Origin of the sequence: Xanthomonas sp. WHRI 7065 (assembly GCF_040203115.2) — a bacterium.
Lineage (GTDB): Bacteria > Pseudomonadota > Gammaproteobacteria > Xanthomonadales > Xanthomonadaceae > Xanthomonas > Xanthomonas arboricola.
This window is the reverse complement of record NZ_CP168194.1, coordinates 4050856-4069329: the sequence shown is the minus strand read 5'-3', so window position 1 is coordinate 4069329 and position 18474 is coordinate 4050856. Positions and strand designations below refer to the sequence as shown.

Here is an 18474-nt window from a genome sequence, read left to right as displayed (position 1 = left end):
TGCAGTCAGGCAGGCCAAGCAGCGCGTACGGCTTACGCATGACGACGTGCATTGACCACGCATTGTTAGGGCCTGCCATTTCCGGAGTCTTATGCGCCATCGCATTCACCGCACGCAGCCGCGTGCGGCGAATGCGACATCGGTGTGTCTTGCACTGCCATCACCAGCCCTGCGCACGTGCCAATCAAATGCGTCACGTGCCACGGGCTCTGCGATGCGTGTTCGACCTTGTTTCTGTCCGGCCATCCCGCTCGCCAAAGCGCTTACAGCGCCACCAGCTGGATACTGTCGAACACCACAGCCGGGCTGAGAAAGCCGTTGTCCGGCGATCCCGAGGCGATGCCGATCTCGATCCGGTTGCTGCCCGATTGCAGTGCAGATGCGGGGATGTCCACCTCATACAGCGTGTTGTTGCCGCGCCATGTGCCGCGGGTGATGCCGCGTGTCTTGGGTTGCGTGGGCGCGGACGGCACCGGGCCATTCCAACGCGCATTGACGCTGATCTGCGGGCGCGCGCCGACCTGCGTCAGTGGCACGAAGATGCGCAGGCGATAGCCACGCACTTCACTCGAGCCCAGGGTGAAGTCGATGCGGGTCGAGGTGTTGATGCCGCGCCATTGCACTGCCGGAAAGCTGCCCGCACTGCTCGATCCAACCGAATATGTCACCGGGGTCCAGCTCATGCGCTTGTCGGATGGATGCGCACGTGGCAGCAGATCCGCATGGCGGAAACCGGCCGGCGTGCCATCGGCCGTGCCGATTTGCCACTTGAGCGTTCCCGGCAGCACAACAGCTTGCAGTGCCGCTTGCGTGGTCGCGTTGGCGTGGATCTCCACATCGCGTTGCGCGACCTCCAGTTCGTTCTGGTAGAGCGTCATGCGGTAGCGTCCCGGGCGCACGCCGGCAATCTGGTAATCGCCGCTGCCGTTGGCGGTGGCCCAGTATTCGGCCTGGTCGTTGCGCAGGCCGATCACGGCAGGCTGGCCGGACAGCACGCCGCTCACCCGGCCGCTCAGCGCTCCGCGCCCGTCGCTGGCGAGATAACCGGTCAAACCCAGCGTTGCATCGACGAAGGCGGTGTCCAGTTGCGCGCTGGAAGGCGTCCCGCCATCGGTGAACAGCAGCCCGTACACCCCATGCAGGCCACCGCGGAATGCCTCGGTCTGGGTGTGATCGGAATACATGTAGTTATAGAGCTCATGCGTCACGCGGGTTTTCTGGGTGGCGATATCCTTGAAGAACGGCCCGCCGGAACTGCGTTCGCGGTTGCCCATCAGCATGAACACCGCCACGCCCGAACCGCTGACCCCGTGCACCTGGTCGTCCATCATGCGGCGCGCCGAATAGAACTTGGAACTGGTACGTCCGTCCGGCAGCAGGAACACGTCTTCGCCTTCCACCGGGCTGCCGACATTGGAGTCCGGCTCCTGCTGCGCATTGGGCAGCTTGGCAACGTTCAAGCGGGTGACAAAGCGCAGCTCGCCGATTGGCAGCAACGTCGGTGCATAGGTGGCCATGTAGATCGCGTTGCGGCCCTTGCGTGCGATGTAGTACTGGGTCAGGTCGCCGGCCTTGGCCGAGACCACGATCGTGGCGCCCACCACGCGCGCCTCCACACTGGCGCTGCCCAGGCCGGAGGCGATCTGCGAGCCCTTGGACTCGGTGGTCTGCAGCTCGTTGTCGCGATAACGCATCGAGACGATGTCGCCGTTGCCGGCGTTGACCGCAAACACCAGCTCGGCGCCGGTATCGACAACCACACGGTCGCCGCTGCGGGTGACGCCAAATGCGGCGATGGCCGGCGCGCTGACGCTGCCGTACAGGAACAATGTGCACGCCAGGATGCGCAGGATAGTGCGGGGCATATCGATCTCCATGCCGAAGTAGGGGCGTCGCTATGGTGCCGACGCGCGATGCTAGGCGGGCTGGACAACGACGGCGATGGCCGGACTTGCAGAGCGTGCACCGCGTACAAAATGCAGTGCTGAAACGCAGCGCAGTTCACGCTCTCTCTGCGATGCGCAGGCATGCGGGACGACGCCAGGGCATTGCGGTGCGCCAGCCGGGCATGCGCCCTTACGCATCAGTGCGGCCGCGCTTGTCGGGCAGCGTCAGCCCAGGGCGTCGCGCGCCGAGGCGATGGCGGCCATCCACTGTTCGCGTTTGCCGATCACGAAACGGTGCTCGCCGCCGTCGTGCAGCTGCACCGCCAGCGATGTCGGCGCCACCGGCAGCAGGCCGAACAGGCGCGTCCAGCGTGGTTGCATTGCTGCAATCTGGCTCAGGTGCACGGTCAGCGACCGGGTCTGTATGTTGTAGGGATGCGGCTGGAAGTGCAGCGCATCGGCGGTCAGGATCAGCCGCCCGCCGACCGCTTCCAGCCCGCGTATCAGGTTGGCCGGCGCCTGGCGCAGCACGACGCGATCGATCGAGCGCAAGCCGCCTCCCTGGAACAGCGAGGTCACGGTGACGCAGTGGCGGCGCAGGCACGCCGTTGCTGCTGCCGAAACAGGACGCCAACGCTGTCGATCAGTGCCAATGAGGAGACGGAAAACATGCGGTAGGCCTGAAGGAATGCATCAATGCGGCGTTTGCCGCCGGGAAGACGCAGTGATGCGGCACGACGCCACATCGCCGATGTACGCCACGCCACCGCCGACCAGATACATCAGCAGATCGTGCACGGTGGCGGTATTGCCAAGCGCGATGTAGGCCGCGCTGCCCGGGCGCAGTCCGAGCCGGTCGGCCAGATGCAGCGCCTGCAGCCCTTCGATCAGGCACCCGATTGCCACCGCCAGCACGCACGCCCAGCGTGGCGGCAGCGCAAGCACACCGCGCAGTCCGCAATACACCAGGATCACCGCCAGCACATCGCCCAGGCTGCCGCGGACCCACGGCCCGCCAAGTCTGCCAGCGCCGATCGCCACTTCGATGACAAACACGGCGAGCGCGATCAGCAGGTAGACGCAGCGCACGCCCAACGCCATGCGGGTCATTGCGCTGGCACGCGGGTGCGTTGGCGCCCGAGCGTGAACGCGCCGGTCAGCGGAATGCTGACGCCGCGCCGGCGGTCCTTGACCGTGACCTGCACCTGCCAGCGGCCGGGCGGATCGCTGGCTTCGGCAATCACCTGCAAGGTCGCCTGCGCCAGATAGACATTGCGTGGATCGCCCTTGATCTCGCCCTGCAGGCACGGCGTATCGACCGTGTCCTGCGCCACATGCCCGGTAGGGTCGGTCACCCGGATGCTGCACACCACATCGGCATGGCGGTGCTCGTCCAGGCCGGGGTTGGACAGAAACGTGAGCACGAACAACGCCTCGCCGGTGCCGACATGATCGACCGCCTTGAAGTGCGGCACGGTATCGCTGGGCGTAGTCCATTTTTGCTCCCAGTCCGCATCGGAGGTCACCAGGAGGCTGGCGCCAAAGTCCTGCACGGTGTTGCGGCTGGGCAAGGCGGGAACCGACCGGCCTTGCCGATCGACCCAGCCCGACTGGGCGAAGGCAGCGAGTGGAAGCAGCACCAGCGATGCGATCAGAATGCATAACAAGCGCATGGGCAGTCCTTTGCAGACGACGCCACCGGCACGGTGCCGGCGAGCAAGGCATGCAGTGTGCCAGCGCACGCGGCGCCGGCAGCTGTCGCAATGTGGCGGTATCGCAACGGCGGCGCGCGCAACCGCACGCCGCTCCCGATCACTTCAGATAGGCCCGCGGCAGCGCGCCGGCCGGTTGCATGTAACGCTCGCGCAGCTCGGTCTGGCGTGAGCGCATCGGCATGTCGCGACCGCCCAGCCACACCTGCTCGGCGTAGTGGGCGACATCCAGCGGGTCGCCTTCCCACAGCACCAGGTCGGCCTGCTTGCCGACCGCAATGCTGCCGATGCGATCGGCCACGCCGAAGATCTCTGCCGGCACCCGGGTCAGGCCGGCCAGGCCGGCTTCCCACGGCAAGCCGTTGGCCACCGCATTGCCGGCCAGCTGGCGCTGTTTGCGCGCGTTATGCGAGGCATCGCCGCTCTGGGCAAAGCTCACCTCCACGCCGGCCGCGCGTAGCCGTGCGGCATTTTCCAGCGTGGCACCGATCTGGTCGAAGGTGGACGGCAGGTCCGCCAGCGCGTCCACCAGCACCGGCACCCTGGCCTGCGACAGTTGCGGCGCGAGCTTCCAAGCCTCGGCGCCGCCGGCAATGGCGATGCGCACCTTTTCGCGCTGCGCCCAACGCAGCAACTGGCGGATGTCTGCGGCTCGCTCCACCTGCACCACGATGCGGCCTTGCCCGGCCAGGTACGTGGCCAGCACGCTGCGGCCGACCGGGGTCAGCAGCGCATGCGGTGAGTCGGCCGGCACGCGTCCGCGCGCTTCGGCCACCAGCTGGTCGAGCAGCATCCATTGCGCGGCGCGTGAGCTGCCGGTGAGATCGGAGGCCGCCGCACCGATGCGGATGAACAGGGCATGCGGGCCGAGCGGGTCCGGGCTGCCATCCAGCCGCACCACGCCGCCTTGCCCGGCGATGAAGGCACCGCTGGTGGTCGCGCCCAGCGCGGTGAAGCCGATGCCTTCCACGCGCGCCACCGGCACCAGCACCGAATCGGGGTTGTAGGCCAGGGTGACGTCGAATTCCGGACGCATCGGCTGGTCGCTGAGCTTGACGCCGCTGTCCACGGTGCTGTCTTCGCCGGAGACTTCTTCGATGCCGATCTCGGTGATGCCGCCGAACAGGGCCGGCGTCAGCGGGCGGCCCCTGGCCTCGACCACGCGGCCATCGGCCGGCACGGCCAGATTGCTGCCGATCGCGCGGATCACGCCGCCCTGCACCAGCACATCGGTATTGCGCAGCGTGCCTTGCGCGGTGGCGGTATGCACGGTTGCGCCACGGATCAGCACCTGCTGGCCGAATGCGGGCAATGCAAGCACCGCCAGGACCACCGCGGAGATCGCACGCAGACGCGGGCGCATTCCAGTTGTGCGGCTCATCGCGCCACCTCCTGGCCGAGCATGAAGTCCGACACCGGCTGCAGGCGGCGATCGTGGCGGTCGTAGACCTGCGCGCCGTCGATATAGACCTGTTCGGCCAGCGCGTAGGAGCTGAAGGGATTGCCGTTCCACACCACCATGTCGCCCATCTTGCCCGGCTCCAGTGCGCCGGTCTGCTGCTCGATGCCAAGCGCCTTGGCGGCATTGCTGGTGAGCCAGCGGATCGCACGCTCGGGCGGAATCTCCATTCCGCTGCGGCGCGCGTTGGCGAGCACCTTGGCCGCTTCCTGATTCAGGCGCTGGATGCCTTCTTCCGAATCCGAATGCACGATGGCGCAGCTGTTGGCCGGCCTGTCGACCAGCGCGATGTTTTCCTGGATGCCATCGAAGGCTTCCATCTTGAAGCCCCACCAGTCGGCCCACAGCGCGCCGCAGACGTTCTCCTGCGCCAGCCGGTCAGCCAGCTTGTAGGCCTCCACGCCGTGATGGAAGGCGGCGATGTGGAAGCCGAACTCCTTGGACAGGTCGAGCATGGTCGCCATCTCGTCGGCGCGGTAGCAGTGGATATGCACGCGGATGTCGCCGTTGATCGCGCCGGCCAGCGTGTCGAGCTTGAGATCGCGCTTGCCGCCGGCATCGCCGCTGCTGTCGTTGTCGCCGCCGCTGCTCCACCAATGGCGCTTTTTCGCGGTCTTTTTCTTCGGCGCATTCTTCTGCAGGTACTCGGCCGCATCGATGAAGGCGGCACGGTAGCCGGCCACGTTGCCCATGCGCGTGCCGGGGCCACCCTTCTGGCCATACACGCGCTTGGGGTTCTCGCCGCAGGCCATCTTCAGGCCCCAGGGGGCACCGGGAAACTTCATGCCCTGGTAGGTGGTGGAGGCGACATTCTTGAGGGTGACGCCGCGCCCGCCAATCAGATTGGCCGAGCCGGGCAGTACCTGCAGCGAGGTGACGCCGCCGGCCAGGGCGGTGCCGAAGCCGGGATCCTGCGGCCAGATCGAATGCTCGGCCCACACGTTCGGCGTCACCGGGGCGGTCATCTCGTTGCCATCGCTGTGCGCGCTGACGCCGGGGCTGGGATACACGCCCAGATGCGAGTGCACGTCGATGATGCCGGGGGTCACCCACTTGCCGGTGCCGTCGATGCGGCGCACATCGGCCGGCGCCTCCAGCCCGCGCCCGACCGCGGCCACCTTGCCGTCGCGCAGCAGCACGTCGGCATCGTCCAGCCGCTGGCCGGTGCCGGTGAGCACGGTGGCGTGCTGGATCAATACCGGAGCGGACGCGAGCGCACGGTAGGTGCTGGGATAGGGGTCTTGCACGAAACGCGATGCCGCAGACACAGGACCGCACAGCACGGCCGCGCCGAGCGCGGCGAACAGGATGGAACGCATGGATTTCCCCGGTGCAACGAAAACGTCAGCCGCAAACCTAGCGGCCGGCGGCGTGCTTGCCAAGTGCTGCACCGTCGGTGGCGGCGGGCTCATCACATGCGCCAGTGCATGCTGTGCGGTATTCGTCAGGGAATACGTCGATGATCGTCAAGTCAGAGCGCAACAAACAGGCCGATGTGGTGCTGGCTTTCTGGGAGCTGGCCGGCTCGGCCCGCTGGTTCACGCACAACGATGCGTTTGATGCCAACTTCCGCCAGCATTTCAGCGAGCAGCACTTTGCAGCAGCGCGTGGCGAGTATGCGCACTGGATGGAGCGAGCCGAAGATGCGCTGGCCTTGCTGATCCTGCTCGACCAGTTTCCGCGCAACGCGTTCCGCGGCAGTGCGCATGCCTATGCCACCGACGGCCTGGCGCTGTCCTGCGCCAGGCAGGCAATCGCCAGCGGCTTCGATCAGCAGGTCTCCGCGCAGTTGCGGCTGTTTTTCTATCTGCCGTTCGAGCATGCCGAAGATCTGCAGGAGCAGGCGCGCTCGGTGCAGCTGATCACCGCGCTGGACGATGCAGAAACCACGCGCTGGGCAGTGGAGCACCAGCGGATCATCCAGCGCTTCGGACGCTTCCCGCATCGCAATGCGGTACTGGGGCGCGAGACCACCGCCGAAGAGCAGCAGTTTCTCGATGACGGCGGATTTGCCGGCTGAGGGAGGCGACGATTGGCCTGCCGCGGTTGCACGTAGCTGTGGCTTTTCCGCGCTGCACATTGCATATGGCCACGCGGAGCGAGTGGGCGATCGACGCGATCGGTTGATGGCGCACATACGCGCGCTGTCGCGCGTTGATCGACATCGTGCAGCGGTGCAATCACACCAATAGCCTCGCACCGTCGATGCGAATGACTTGCGCGGCGGCGAGCCGCGCGCTTGCGTACCCTGTGCGGGCCGCAATGCGACGCCGGCAGCTGCGGGCATCGGCCATCGCGCTGCGATCGATCAACAGCCGCCCATCAAGCCTTCCGACCGCCAGTTGGTGCCTTCGCCGAGCAGCAGGTAGAAGCCGTAGCTCTCGTAGCCGCTTTCCGACAGCACGAAGTCGAGCGTGCCGTTGCCGTCGATATCGCCGAACTGCAGCAGATGCGTGCGCAGTGGCAGGTCTTCGCAATCGTCGCAGCCGCTGGCCGCGCTGCCCTTGCGGAACTGCCAGCGGCTGCCGTCATGTTCGAAGATCGCAAGCACGGCCAGGACGCCGGTCGGGTTGTCCGGGTTGCCGGTCCTGGTCGGGTGATGGGAGGTCAGCACGGCCACGCGTCGCTGCGGCTGCCGGGTGTCGGTCACGATCTGCAGCGCCGCCAGACCCTGTGCACGATCGGCAGGGAATGCTGTCAACGCCTGGGCTAGCGCTGCCGGCTTGACGCTGTTGCGCAGCTGCGCGGTCGCGCCGGCCTGGCGCAACAGCTCGGCCTGTTCGGCAGCGGTGGCGTTACGGCTGGCAAAGCGCTTGCCGGGATTGACGTCCACCGTCGATAACAGCGGCGAATTGGACAGCGTGCCAGTGCCCTTCAAGCGCAGTTTTGCCGTGCCGCCGCACATGCTGTTGTCGTCGACGCTCAGCGACGCAAGCCGCACGGTGCCGCTGGACACGCCCGCATTGAAGACCTGCAGCGGCTGGCTCAGCAGCGACCTGGGCATGCTGGACTCCTTCGCTACGCCGCTGCCCAGCCACACCGGAATGTATTCCAGCGGGTCTTCGCTTGGCTGGTTGTCGTAGGTCTGTACCAGCATGACTGCGCGTGCCGGTTCGGCGGCCTGTGCGGCCAGCGGCAACAGCGCGGCCAGTGCGAGAGAGAGCAGGCGGGTGTGCATTGCAGCGACGTCCTTGTGCGTGTCGATCCATGAAAAAACGGACGCTCGGTGGAGCGCCCGTTCGGGGTGTGCACTGTAGCAAACGCGGCTAAAAACCTGGCCGGCGGTTGCGGCGGGCCATCGCCGGATGCGGATTCCCGCCGCCGGCTGTGCCGTCTGGCTTGCTCAGTACTTGGCCACGCCGTTGTCCACCTCGTCCGACCAGGCGTCGATGCCGCCGGTGACGTTGTAGACGTTGCTGAAACCCAGGCCGCGGAAATGCTCGGCCGCCTGCAGGCTGCGCCCGCCGCGATGGCACAGGAACGCCAGCGGGGTGTCCTTGGGCAACTGCTCGATGGCGGCGCGCTCGTGCGCGTCCAGCGTACGGAACGGCGCGGCAACGCTGGCCAGGGCACGCTCGTCGGCCGGGCGCACGTCCACCAGGGTCAGCGTACCGGCCTTGATGCGGTCGTCGGCATCGCGCACCGACAGCTCCTGCACCGGCTTGGGCGCGTTGGGGTTGTCGATGGCCAGGCCACGGCCGCGGATGTCGTCCACCCAGTCGATGGTGATGCCGTCGGCGCGGCGGGCGCTGGCCAGGTCGAACTGCACGCGCAGGCCGTTGGATTCGGCCGCGATGGCGTTCGGGTTGGTCGGCGCCAGCTGGAAGTTCGGCTGGAAGTTGGCATCGATGGCCAGCGTCAGCGAGGCATCGGGCGCATCGGCCAGCGCGCCCTTGAGCATCTCGACCGCGGCCGGGGTGATGGTGATCTTGGGCGGGGTCCGGTCTGGCGCCTGCAGGCCCAGCATGCTGCTCAACTCGCCGCTGTCGGCCATTTGCAGGATGATGTCGCTGCCGCCGATCAGCTCGCCGTCCACATACAGCTGCGGAATGGTCGGCCAGTCGCCGTAGGCCTTGATGCCTTCGCGGATCTCCTGGTCGGCCAGCACGTTGACGTGGGCATAGTCGATGCCCAGACCGTCCAGCACGCCGACCGCCTTGGCCGAAAAACCGCACTGCGGCATGCCGGGCTGGCCTTTCATGAAGAGCACCACACGGCTGGATTGCAGCAGCGTATCGATGCGGGAACGCAGGGCGGGATCGAGGGACATGGCAGCACTTCGGTCAGATCGTGGAGTCCGGGCATTCTACGCCGCATGGCATCATGCGGCATGACCACGCTTCAAACGCTGTATCGCATCCCCTCGCACCCGTACCGCTGGGTGGGCCTGCTGGCCCTGTCGCAGGCGGCGGTGGCGCTGCTGTGGTGGCATCTGGGCTGGGCCTGGGGCGTGCCGGCGTTGCTGGTGTCGCACGCCTTGTTCGTGGTGCCGGTGTTCCTGCCGCGCGCGCGCCTGTACGCGCCGGTGCTGGCGCGCCTGCCGGGCGGCGCCCCGCAGGTGTGGCTGACCATCGACGATGGTCCCTCCGACGACACCCCGGCGATATTGGATCTGCTGGACGCCTTCGATGCCAAGGCCACGTTCTTCGTGGTCGGCGCACGCGCCGAGCAACGGCCTGAACTGGTGCGCGAGATCGTGCGCCGCGGGCATGGCATCGGCAACCACAGCCATACCCATCCGCAGGCCTGGTTCTGGGCGCTTGGCCCGTACCGCATGGCGCAGGAAATCGGCCAGGCACAGCGCGTGCTGGCCACCATCACCGGGCAGGCGCCGCGGCTATACCGCTCGGTGGTGGGCATGACCAATCCCTTCGTCGCCTCGCCGCTGCGTGCGCACGGGCTGACCCGCGTGGCCTGGAGCGCGCGCGGTTTCGACGGGGTGCGTTGCGAGCCGGAGGCCACCGTGGCCCGCATCGTGCGCGACCTGCGCCCCGGCGCCATCGTGCTGCTGCACGAAGGCGCCGCACACGGCCACAACCTCACCATCCTGCGCGGCGTGCTGGAGGCGATGCACGCACGCGGCCTGGCGGGACGGCGTCCGCTCTGAGGTCCTGCGCAAGGCGTGGCCGATGGCGTGGAAGCAGAGCGTGTGTTGCCGGATCCATCGTCACTGTCGGCAGGCATGCTTCGGTGCGACGCGATCTTTCTTGTTCGCCGGATTGCCCGGAGCTGGCGCCCCTGAGCCCCGGCATCGACCCGCGCATGTATTGACAGCGATTTAACGCGGATCGAACATGCGCCCCCAGCCAGCAAACGGTGCGCGCCTTCCGGTGGCGCTGCCGACGCCAGCCTCAATAGCCGTCATCGACGGCCATATTCGCTCCTGAGGCTGACCCCATGTCCCATCGCATCGTCCCTGCGCGCGCGCTCCCGTGTGCGGATCTCCGTTCGCCGCAGCTCCCGCTGGCGTACTCCCTGCTGGCGCTGGCCTGCGCATGGCCGTTGGCGGCTGCGGCGCAGTCGAGCACGCGTGACCCGGTCGATCTGGACCGCCTTCAGATCGAGGCACACCGCGGCGCCGCGACCGAAGGCCGCGACTCCTACACCGCCGATGTCGCGCGCAGTTCGACCAAGCTGGAGCTGTCGCTGCGCGAGACGCCGCAGTCGGTGGTGGTGGTGACACGCCAGCAGATCGTCGACCGTAACCTGCAATCGCTGCAGGACGTCACCGACACCGTGGCCGGCTTCAACTCGCCGACCTGGGACACCGAGCGCACCTACATCAACGCGCGCGGCTTCGAAGTGGACTACTACCGCATCGACGGCATTCCCACCGACTACACCGGCGATGTGCAGCAGAACATGGCGATCTACGACCGGGTGGAAATCATCCGCGGCGCCAATGGCCTGACCACCGGCGCGGGCAGCCCGGCCGCATCGATCGACCTGGTGCGCAAGCATGCCGACAGCGATGTGTTCACCGGTCGGGTCGATCTGTCGGCAGGGCGTTGGGACCGCTATCGCGGCACCGTCGACCTGCAATCGCCCTTGAACGCCGCCGGCAACGTGCGTGGGCGGGTGGTTGCCAGCTACGAGGACAAGCAGTCCTTCCGCGATTACTACAGCAAGCAATCGTCGCTGTTCTACGGCATCGTCGATGCGGATTTCAGCGATGCCACCCGCGGCTACATCGGCATCAACAAGCAGCGCAACGACGGCCGCGGCACCACCTGGGGCGGGGTGCCGGCGTACTTCAGCGACGGCAGCCGCACCGATTTTGCACGCTCGGATTCGTTCACGCCGCGCTGGGCGCGCGGCGTGGCCGACACCACCAATGCGTTTGCCGGCCTGACCCATCGCTTCGACAACGGTGCGCAGCTGCACGTGGAATATTCGCATCAGCGGTTCGAAGCCGATTGGAAGTCGGTGCTGTTCGGCTACTTCGATTACCCGGACCGCCAGACCGGCCTGGGCCTTGCCACCAATTTTGGCGGGCGCTATCCCGCACTCACGGCGCAAAACAGCCTGGATGCCTACCTCAGCGTGCCGCTGACCTGGTGGGGCCGCAACCACGAACTGGTCGCCGGTGCCACCTGGATGAACCGCAACGTGCGCAGCTGGTCCAACGGGCCGCAGCCGTCGCAGGTGCTGACGGCCGAAAGCGTCTATGCCTGGACCGGCACCATGGCGCAGCCGCAATGGACGCCGCTGGTGAAGGGCGAAGAGCGCGACGTACGCCAGGTGGCCGCCTACGCTGCCGGCCGTTTCAGCCTTACCGACGCGCTCACGGCCATCGTCGGCGCACGCGTCACCGACTGGAAGAACACCGATCAATTGGTGCCGGCCAATACCTACGAGCGTCGCGGCCGCACCACGCCGTACGCCGGCCTGATCCTGGACGTGGACGACCACCATTCGCTCTACGCCAGCTACACCGGCATCTTCAAGCCGCAAAACAATCGCGACCGCAGCGGGCGCTATCTCGCCCCGCTGGAAGGCAACAGCTACGAGGTCGGCGCCAAGGGCGAATACCTCGGCGGCCAGCTCAACGCGGCGCTGGCGTTGTTCCGTATCGAGCAGGACAACCTGGCGGTCAACGACCCCGGACAGTTCGTGCCCGGCACCACCAATCAGGCCTTCCTGGCGGCGAAGGGCACGGTCAGCCAGGGGGTGGAATTTCAGCTCGACGGGCAGCTCTCCGAGCAGTGGCGGATCGCGTTCGGCTTTGCCCAGTTCGATGCCAACGATGCCAGCGGTGTCGACGTCAACCCGACCAGCCCGCGTCGCGAGGCCACCCTGTTCACCAGCTGGCAGACCGGCCCATGGCGCGTGGGTGGTGGCCTGAGCTGGCAGTCGGCCATCCACGAATTGATGTCCGGGCCACAGGGCACAACGCAGCGGCTGACCCAGGGCAGCGTGGTGTTGGCCAACGCGATGGCACGCTACGACATCAACAAGGCATGGTCTGCGCAGCTCAACGTGCGCAACCTGTTCGACCGCAAGTACTACGCCAACATCGTCTATCAAAGCCAGTTGATCTACGGCGACCCACGCGATGTGGAGCTGACGCTGTCCTGGAAGTTCTGAGCTTGCTCCAGACGACAGGCTTTGGCGGCAAGGATGCCGCCACTGAGCCTTCAGGCACGGATTCGCGGCGTGTCCCGCTAGCGGCAAGGGCGCCGCGCACTTGGCAAACCAGGCCTTTGCCTGCATCCAAACGGCGCGGCGACTCGATCACTTGGTTGTCTCGAAGTGATTGGTCAGCGCGGATGGATCAGGTGTAGAGCGGCTGCTCTGCGACTTCGCTGCAGGGCCCTTGCCCGCCTACCGTCGCGGGACACGCCGCAAGTACGTCCATGTAGGCGCTTACGCGGCATCCAGGCCGCGTAAGGTCCCGCGACGGTGGGCGGGCAAGGACCCGTCCAGATGGTCGGTGTGCATGGTTTTCAACAAGGCAACCAGCGGATTCTCTGGGGCGTGGCGCACCACCCCTTGAAAACGTGGCCCGGGATCATCTGCATGACGTCAACAGAAGCTGTCAAAACGGCTGCGCGGCCGGTGCCCGTTGCGGCATGTGCTACGCGTCCACCCCGGTTTCTGCGTGTCATCCACATCCGTCCGGCGACCGCGCGTTACGTTTTGTCACTCGTTCTGAATCGAGCCAGGCACGTTGTGCACGGCCTCAGCGCGGCTCGGCCACGATCAACCAGTTGTTGAAGGGCGTGTTGCCATACAACGGCGCAAACGTCGCACGCAGACCGGCGGCATCCAGCTGCGCCTGCAGACTGTCGCGGGTGGGATAGCTGCGCGGCATGCGCTGCATCCAGCCGCTCAGATGCGCCAGCACGTCGGTCGCGCGGCTGGTGCGGCCACGGCTGCTGGCATCGCCCAATGCGCTGCGGATCACCAGTTTCGCGCCCGGCGTGAGCATCTGCGCCACGCTGCGCAGTAGGCTGGCCTGCATGTCGGCCTGCAGATACTGCAGCACGTCCAGAATGGTCACGCTGCCGCGGTGTTGCGGCCAGGCCACGCTCAGATCGACTACCGCAAACTGAGTATTGCCCAATGCCGAGCGCTGCGCGATGTGTTGCGCGCGGCGGATCTTGGACGCGTCCACATCCACCCCGTGATACGCCAATGCCTGGCCATCCGCACGCAATGCGTGCGCGAGCAGGCCCAGCCCGCAGCCCAGATCCAGCACGGGCGCGGTGGTGCTGCGCAACTCGGCCAGCACGCCCGGATACAGCGGGTCGGTGCGCAGCTTGGCCTGGGTGTAGTAATAGTCGTAGCGATTGCCCAGCGGATGCGGCGGCAAAAACGCGCGCGCGATCGCCAGCGCCTGCGCGCGGCTCATGGGTTGGGTGGCGGTGCTGTGCAATGTCGTTCCTTGGCAATGAGGCTTGGTGCGCGGCTGGCTTGGGGCCTGCTAACGCGATTGGGGCTGCCCACGCGTTGCGTGGTCTATCCCGATCGCGTTGGCAGCCGCTATCGCATCGCGCGCCGCTGGCAGTGCCAGTGCGGTCCAGCGCGCATACATGGCGCCGGAGGGATGCAGGCCATCGTCGACCAGCATGTCGGCAGCGTCGCCGCCATCGCGGCTGGTGGCGGTGATGTCGACAAAGCGCACCGAGCGCGCGGCGCAGCGTTCGGCGGCCACGTTGTTGAAGGCATCGATCTGTGCGCCGATCAGTGCCGCATCGCCGCCCTGCGCATGCGCAAACGGGGTCAACCCCCAATCCGGAATCGATAGCACGAACACGCGTGCCGCAAGCCCGCCGGCGAACCCGATTGCGCGCTGCAATAACGCATCGAACTGGCTGCGGTACGCGTCCAGCGAGCGCCCACGGTATTGATTGTTGACGCCGATCAGCAGGCTCACCAGCTCGAAAGGCCCCTGCGGCGCAGCGGCATCGAGACCGGCCTGCAGCTCGTCGGTGGTCCAGCCGGTGGTGGCGATGATCTGCGGCGGCGCCACGTTCCAGCCGTAGGCACGCAAACCGTCAACCAGTTGCGCCGGCCAGCGCTGCTCTGGGGCAACGCCTTCGCCGATGGTGTAGGAATCGCCGAGCGCCAGATAGCGCAGCGGCGTGCCGGCCGCCGCCATCACGCCACGCTGCGCGACTTGAGCGGCACGACCTTGGTGACCGCCTCGGCGCGGCGCGCCAGCGCACGGTCGATGCGTGCGAACACATCGCGCATCACCGGCGCTTCCGGCATCAGGGTCACGCGGAAGTGGTGGCGGTAGGGCACGTTGAAGCTGGAACCCGGTACCACCAGCACGCCTTCCTCGTTCATCAGATCGAGCGCGAATTCGTGATCGTCGAAGTTGCGCGCGGCCGGGCCGACCACCGCCGGGAACGCGTACAGCGCACCGGCCGGCGCTACCAGCGACAGGTGCTCGCTGGCCGCGCAGGCCTCAATCACCGCGCGGCGGGTTTCGTACAGACGGCCACCCGGCGCGCACAGCGCCGAGATGGTGTCCGGCCCGTTGACTGCCGCGTCGATGGCGTACTGGCCCGGCACGTTGGCGCACAGGCGCAAGGCGCCGAGCAGGTCCATCGCGTTGCGCAGGTCGTTGATGCGCGACTGCTCGCCCGACAGCAGCGCCCAGCCTACGCGCCAGCCGCAGGCGCGGTGCACCTTGCTCAGGCCGCCGAAGGTGATGCAAGGATGCGCACCGGCCAGCGGCGCCACCGGCACGAAGGCGGCGTCGTCGTAGAGCACCTGGTCGTAGATCTCATCGACCATCAGCAGCAGGTTGTGCTTGCTGGCGATGGCCACGATGCGTTCCAGCAGTTCGCGCGAATAGCTGGCACCGCTGGGATTGTTCGGATTGATCAGCACGATGGCGCGGGTGCGCGAAGACACCAGCGTTTCGATTTCCACCGGGTCCGGCTGGAAGCCGTTTTCCGGTGCGCAGCGGTAATACACCGGCCGGCCATCGTTGAGGATGGTGGCGGCCGACCACAGCGGATAGTCGGGCGAGGGCACCAGCACTTCGTCACCGGGATTGAGCAGCGCACGCAGCGACAGGTCGATCAGCTCGCTGACGCCGTTGCCGACGAAGATGCGGTCCGGATGCGCATCCGGGTGCTGGCGCCGCGCATACGCGGTGGCGATCGCCTCGCGCGCTTCCGGCAGGCCTTGCTGATGGGTGTAGGGATCGGTGCGGCCCATGTCGTCGGCGATTGCGCGCTGCAGGTGCTCCGGCGCACGGAACCCGAACGCGCCTGGATTACCGATATTGAGCTTGATCAGCTTGCGGCCCTGCGCCTCCAGTTCCCGCGCTCGTCGCGCCAGCTCGCCCCGGATTTCGTAGCGGACTTCGGACAGACGCTCGCGGATGGCGAGCGGCTTTTGCGGGGCAGTGGACATGCGACGGGCCGGTTGTAGGCGTGAGGCTTGGCATGGTAGCGGAAATATGACAGGCGGGCATGCTTGCATCGGCAACGATGTCAAGGGGCGCTTCAGCCCGGGCGCAAGGCCCGATTGCACAAGCCGCTGCGGCCAGCCGGCTAGAATCGCCCCATGAGCAACGCACCCCCCGATTACCCCACCCTCCAATCCATCGGCTGGCCCTGGCCTGGGCCGCCTGAAGAGGCTGCCTGGCAGGCGCTCTTCGCTGCGCATCCGCAGGCGTTGCCGGCGCGGGTGGTGGAGCAGCACCGCACCGGCTATGTGGTGGCCGATACGCCGGAGGCCGGTCTCAAGGCCGAATCGTTGCCGGAGTGGCAGCGGCCGCGGTTTCCCAGCCATGAGCGGGCGTCGGTGGGCGATTGGGTGCTGATGGAGGGCAAGCGCATCGTGGCCTTGCTGCCGCGGCGCACCTCGATCAAGCGCGGTGCGGCCGGCGAGCATTACCACCAGCAGGTGATCGCGGCCAACATCGATACGGTGTTCATCGTGTGCGGGCTGGATGCGGACTTCAATCCGCGCCGCATCGAACGCTATCTGCTGCTGGTCGGCGGCGGCGGTGCCCAGCCGGTAGTGGTGCTGACCAAGGCCGACCAGACCGAATACGCCGAGGATGCATTGGCGGTGCTGGAGGAACTGGAAGCGCAGAACATCCCGTTGCGCGCAGTCAATGCCAAGGATCCGGACAGCGTGGCGGCGCTGCGGCCGTGGCTGGGCGATGGCCGTACCGCGGTGCTGGTGGGCTCGTCCGGTGCCGGCAAGTCGACGCTGACCAATACCCTGCTCGGGTCGCAGAAGATGAAGACCAATGCAGTGCGCGAGAACGATTCGCGCGGCCGGCATACCACCACCCACCGCGCCTTGATTCCGTTGCCGTCCGGTGCCTGCCTGATCGATACGCCCGGCATGCGCGAACTCAAGCCCACCGGCGAAGAGGATCTGGCCGAGGGCGGCTTCTCCGATGTGGAAGCGTTGGCGGCGCAGTGCCGCTTCAACGATTGCGCGCATATCGCCGAGCCCGGTTGTGCGGTGCGTGCGGCGATCGAGGCCGATATGCTGGATCCGGAGCGGGTAGCCAATTACATGAAGCTGCGCGTGGAAGTGGCCGCAGCGGCCGAAAAGCTCGCCACACGCCTGGCGCAGAACAACCGGGGCAAGGGATCGGGCCGGCGGCCTGCCAGCGTCGACCGCAACGGACGCCGCTGATGCCATCGCGCAAGGGGCCGCCGGACATCGTCCACCATGCGGCGCTGGATGCGCGCCTGGTCAAGGCCGTGCGCGGCGTGCGCCTGCTCGCGCTGGCCAGCTGGCCGCGCTCGCTGCAGGAGCCGTTCCTGCAGAGCGTGGCACGTGGGCAGCCGGAGCTGCCGCAGGTGGAGTATCCGCGACTGGATTTCGGCGATACCCGGCGCGAGCTGGCGGCCATTGCCAAGCAGGCCGATCCGCATCACCCGCTGGGCGCCTACCTGATCGACTCGACGCATAGCTGGGGCCTGGCCGCCGGCCTACTGGAATCGTTGGGCACTCCCGCAGTCAGCGATTACTCGGCGCAGCTGTTCGGCGTGCCCGACGACCCGATGCCGGGCAACGGTCCGAGCACGCGCGAGGCAGCGCGGCACTTCATCCAGATCGCGCGGGAGCTGGACCGCGAACTGCTGGCGCCGGAAGAACAGGTACCGGTGTCGGCGACCGCCCTGCGCATGCAGCTGCAGAACGATCTGGACGCCTTCTTCGAAGGGCGCGTCATCACCGTCACGCTGGATCCGGATCTGCTGGCCAAGGCGGCGGCCGGCGCGCATCGCATCCGCCTGCGCAGCGGCGCCACCTTCAGCGATTACGACCGCGCGCAGCTGTTCCATCACGAGGCGCTGGTGCATTCGCTGACCGCGCTCAACGGGCGCGCGCAGGTGCACCTGCCCAGCCTGGGCATTTCTTCGCCGCGGACCACCGCGACCCAGGAAGGCCTGGCGACGTTTGCCGAGCAGATCACCGGCAGCATCGATATCGAACGCATGAAGCGCATCAGCCTGCGTATCGAGGCGATTGCGATGGCGCGCTCGGGTGCGGACTTCATCGAGGTGTTCCGCTATTTCACCGCAGGCGGGCAGAGCGCGGCGGAAAGCTTTTCATCGGCGCAGCGCGTATTCCGCGGCGTGCCGACCTCCGGCGGCGGTGCCTTCACCAAGGACACGGTGTACCTGCGCGGGCTGGTGGCGGTGCATACGTTCTTCCGGCATGCGCTGCAGCGCGATCAGCTGCAGCTATGCCGTTACCTGTTCGCCGGCAAGATGGCCCTGGGCGATGTGGCGCGCCTTGCGCCCTTGTTCGACAGCGGCGTGCTGGTCGCCCCGCGCTGGTTGCCACCGTGGGTGAGCCGGGTCAGCGGCTTGGCCGGCATGCTGGCGTTTTCGTTGTTCGCCAATCGCATCCGCATGGACCAGCTGCAGCCACCGGCGATGAACGTCTGACGCCTGCCGAGCAACTTGCGCGCAGTTGCCGCGTC

The 18474-nt window shown here is 67.1% G+C and carries 16 protein-coding genes; 5 read left to right on the top strand and 11 right to left on the bottom strand.

Going from position 1 to position 18474, the window contains the following annotated elements; genetic code table 11:
- Nucleotides 1-263: 263 nt before the first annotated feature.
- The 6 genes from ABQY64_RS16905 to ABQY64_RS16880 form a co-directional block, all read right to left on the bottom strand.
- A complete protein-coding gene (locus ABQY64_RS16905; protein ID WP_349779439.1) occupies nt 264-1865 on the bottom strand; it encodes a rhamnogalacturonan lyase B N-terminal domain-containing protein in 1602 nt (533 codons plus the stop codon).
- A 246-nt stretch (nt 1866-2111) separates the two neighbouring features.
- A complete protein-coding gene (locus ABQY64_RS16900) occupies nt 2112-2438 on the bottom strand; it encodes a hypothetical protein (protein ID WP_349779539.1) in 327 nt (108 codons plus the stop codon).
- Nucleotides 2439-2579: 141 nt separating this feature from the next.
- Complete coding sequence (locus tag ABQY64_RS16895) at nt 2580-2996, bottom strand: DUF2809 domain-containing protein (protein WP_349779440.1); 417 nt, start codon at nt 2994-2996, stop codon at nt 2580-2582.
- Complete coding sequence (locus tag ABQY64_RS16890) at nt 2993-3559, bottom strand: hypothetical protein (RefSeq protein WP_349779441.1); 567 nt, start codon at nt 3557-3559, stop codon at nt 2993-2995. The genes ABQY64_RS16895 and ABQY64_RS16890 overlap by 4 nt, the downstream gene beginning before the upstream one ends.
- Nucleotides 3560-3698: 139 nt before the next feature.
- Complete coding sequence (locus ABQY64_RS16885; protein WP_349779442.1) at nt 3699-4979, bottom strand: amidohydrolase family protein; 1281 nt, start codon at nt 4977-4979, stop codon at nt 3699-3701.
- Entirely contained in the window at nt 4976-6376 is a 1401-nt protein-coding gene (locus tag ABQY64_RS16880; protein WP_039519021.1) for an amidohydrolase, read from the bottom strand. Before ABQY64_RS16880 ends, ABQY64_RS16885 begins: the two co-directional genes overlap by 4 nt.
- A 140-nt stretch (nt 6377-6516) precedes the next feature.
- On the opposite strand from ABQY64_RS16880, the gene ABQY64_RS16875 reads away from it, so the two are divergent.
- Complete coding sequence (locus tag ABQY64_RS16875) at nt 6517-7077, top strand: DUF924 family protein (protein WP_349779443.1); 561 nt, start codon at nt 6517-6519, stop codon at nt 7075-7077.
- Between the two features lie 288 nt (nt 7078-7365).
- On the opposite strand, the gene ABQY64_RS16870 is transcribed toward ABQY64_RS16875, so the two are convergent.
- Nucleotides 7366-8235 (bottom strand): hypothetical protein, encoded by an 870-nt coding sequence (locus tag ABQY64_RS16870; RefSeq protein ID WP_349779444.1) that lies wholly within the window; start codon nt 8233-8235, stop codon nt 7366-7368.
- A 165-nt stretch (nt 8236-8400) separates the two neighbouring features.
- Nucleotides 8401-9327 (bottom strand): Grx4 family monothiol glutaredoxin, encoded by a 927-nt coding sequence (gene grxD / locus ABQY64_RS16865; protein WP_024938949.1) that lies wholly within the window; start codon nt 9325-9327, stop codon nt 8401-8403.
- 45 nt (nt 9328-9372) lie between these two features.
- Between grxD and ABQY64_RS16860 the strand changes: the two genes are divergently transcribed.
- Nucleotides 9373-10164 carry a polysaccharide deacetylase family protein gene (locus ABQY64_RS16860; RefSeq protein WP_349779445.1) on the top strand — a complete coding sequence of 264 codons (792 nt, stop codon included), beginning with the start codon at nt 9373-9375 and terminating at the stop codon, nt 10162-10164.
- A 290-nt stretch (nt 10165-10454) separates the two neighbouring features.
- Nucleotides 10455-12644: a TonB-dependent siderophore receptor gene (locus ABQY64_RS16855; RefSeq protein WP_349779446.1), complete on the top strand. Its 2190-nt coding sequence runs from the start codon at nt 10455-10457 to the stop codon at nt 12642-12644.
- 595 nt (nt 12645-13239) lie between these two features.
- On the opposite strand, the gene ABQY64_RS16850 is transcribed toward ABQY64_RS16855, so the two are convergent.
- From ABQY64_RS16850 to ABQY64_RS16840, 3 genes are all read right to left on the bottom strand, one after another.
- Nucleotides 13240-13911 (bottom strand): methyltransferase, encoded by a 672-nt coding sequence (locus ABQY64_RS16850; RefSeq protein ID WP_104600022.1) that lies wholly within the window; start codon nt 13909-13911, stop codon nt 13240-13242.
- 72 nt (nt 13912-13983) lie between these two features.
- Nucleotides 13984-14661, bottom strand: a complete 678-nt coding sequence (locus ABQY64_RS16845) for an SGNH/GDSL hydrolase family protein (protein ID WP_184231386.1) — start codon at nt 14659-14661, stop codon at nt 13984-13986.
- Nucleotides 14661-15932, bottom strand: a complete 1272-nt coding sequence (locus tag ABQY64_RS16840; protein ID WP_024938954.1) for a pyridoxal phosphate-dependent aminotransferase — start codon at nt 15930-15932, stop codon at nt 14661-14663. The genes ABQY64_RS16845 and ABQY64_RS16840 overlap by 1 nt, the downstream gene beginning before the upstream one ends.
- 153 nt (nt 15933-16085) lie before the next feature.
- Between ABQY64_RS16840 and rsgA the strand changes: the two genes are divergently transcribed.
- Both rsgA and ABQY64_RS16830 read left to right on the top strand, forming a co-directional pair.
- Nucleotides 16086-17177: a ribosome small subunit-dependent GTPase A gene (gene rsgA / locus ABQY64_RS16835; RefSeq protein WP_184231387.1), complete on the top strand. Its 1092-nt coding sequence runs from the start codon at nt 16086-16088 to the stop codon at nt 17175-17177.
- Nucleotides 17177-18439: a flavohemoglobin expression-modulating QEGLA motif protein gene (locus tag ABQY64_RS16830; RefSeq protein ID WP_065049781.1), complete on the top strand. Its 1263-nt coding sequence runs from the start codon at nt 17177-17179 to the stop codon at nt 18437-18439. Before rsgA ends, ABQY64_RS16830 begins: the two co-directional genes overlap by 1 nt.
- The last annotated feature ends 35 nt before the right edge of the window (nt 18440-18474 follow it).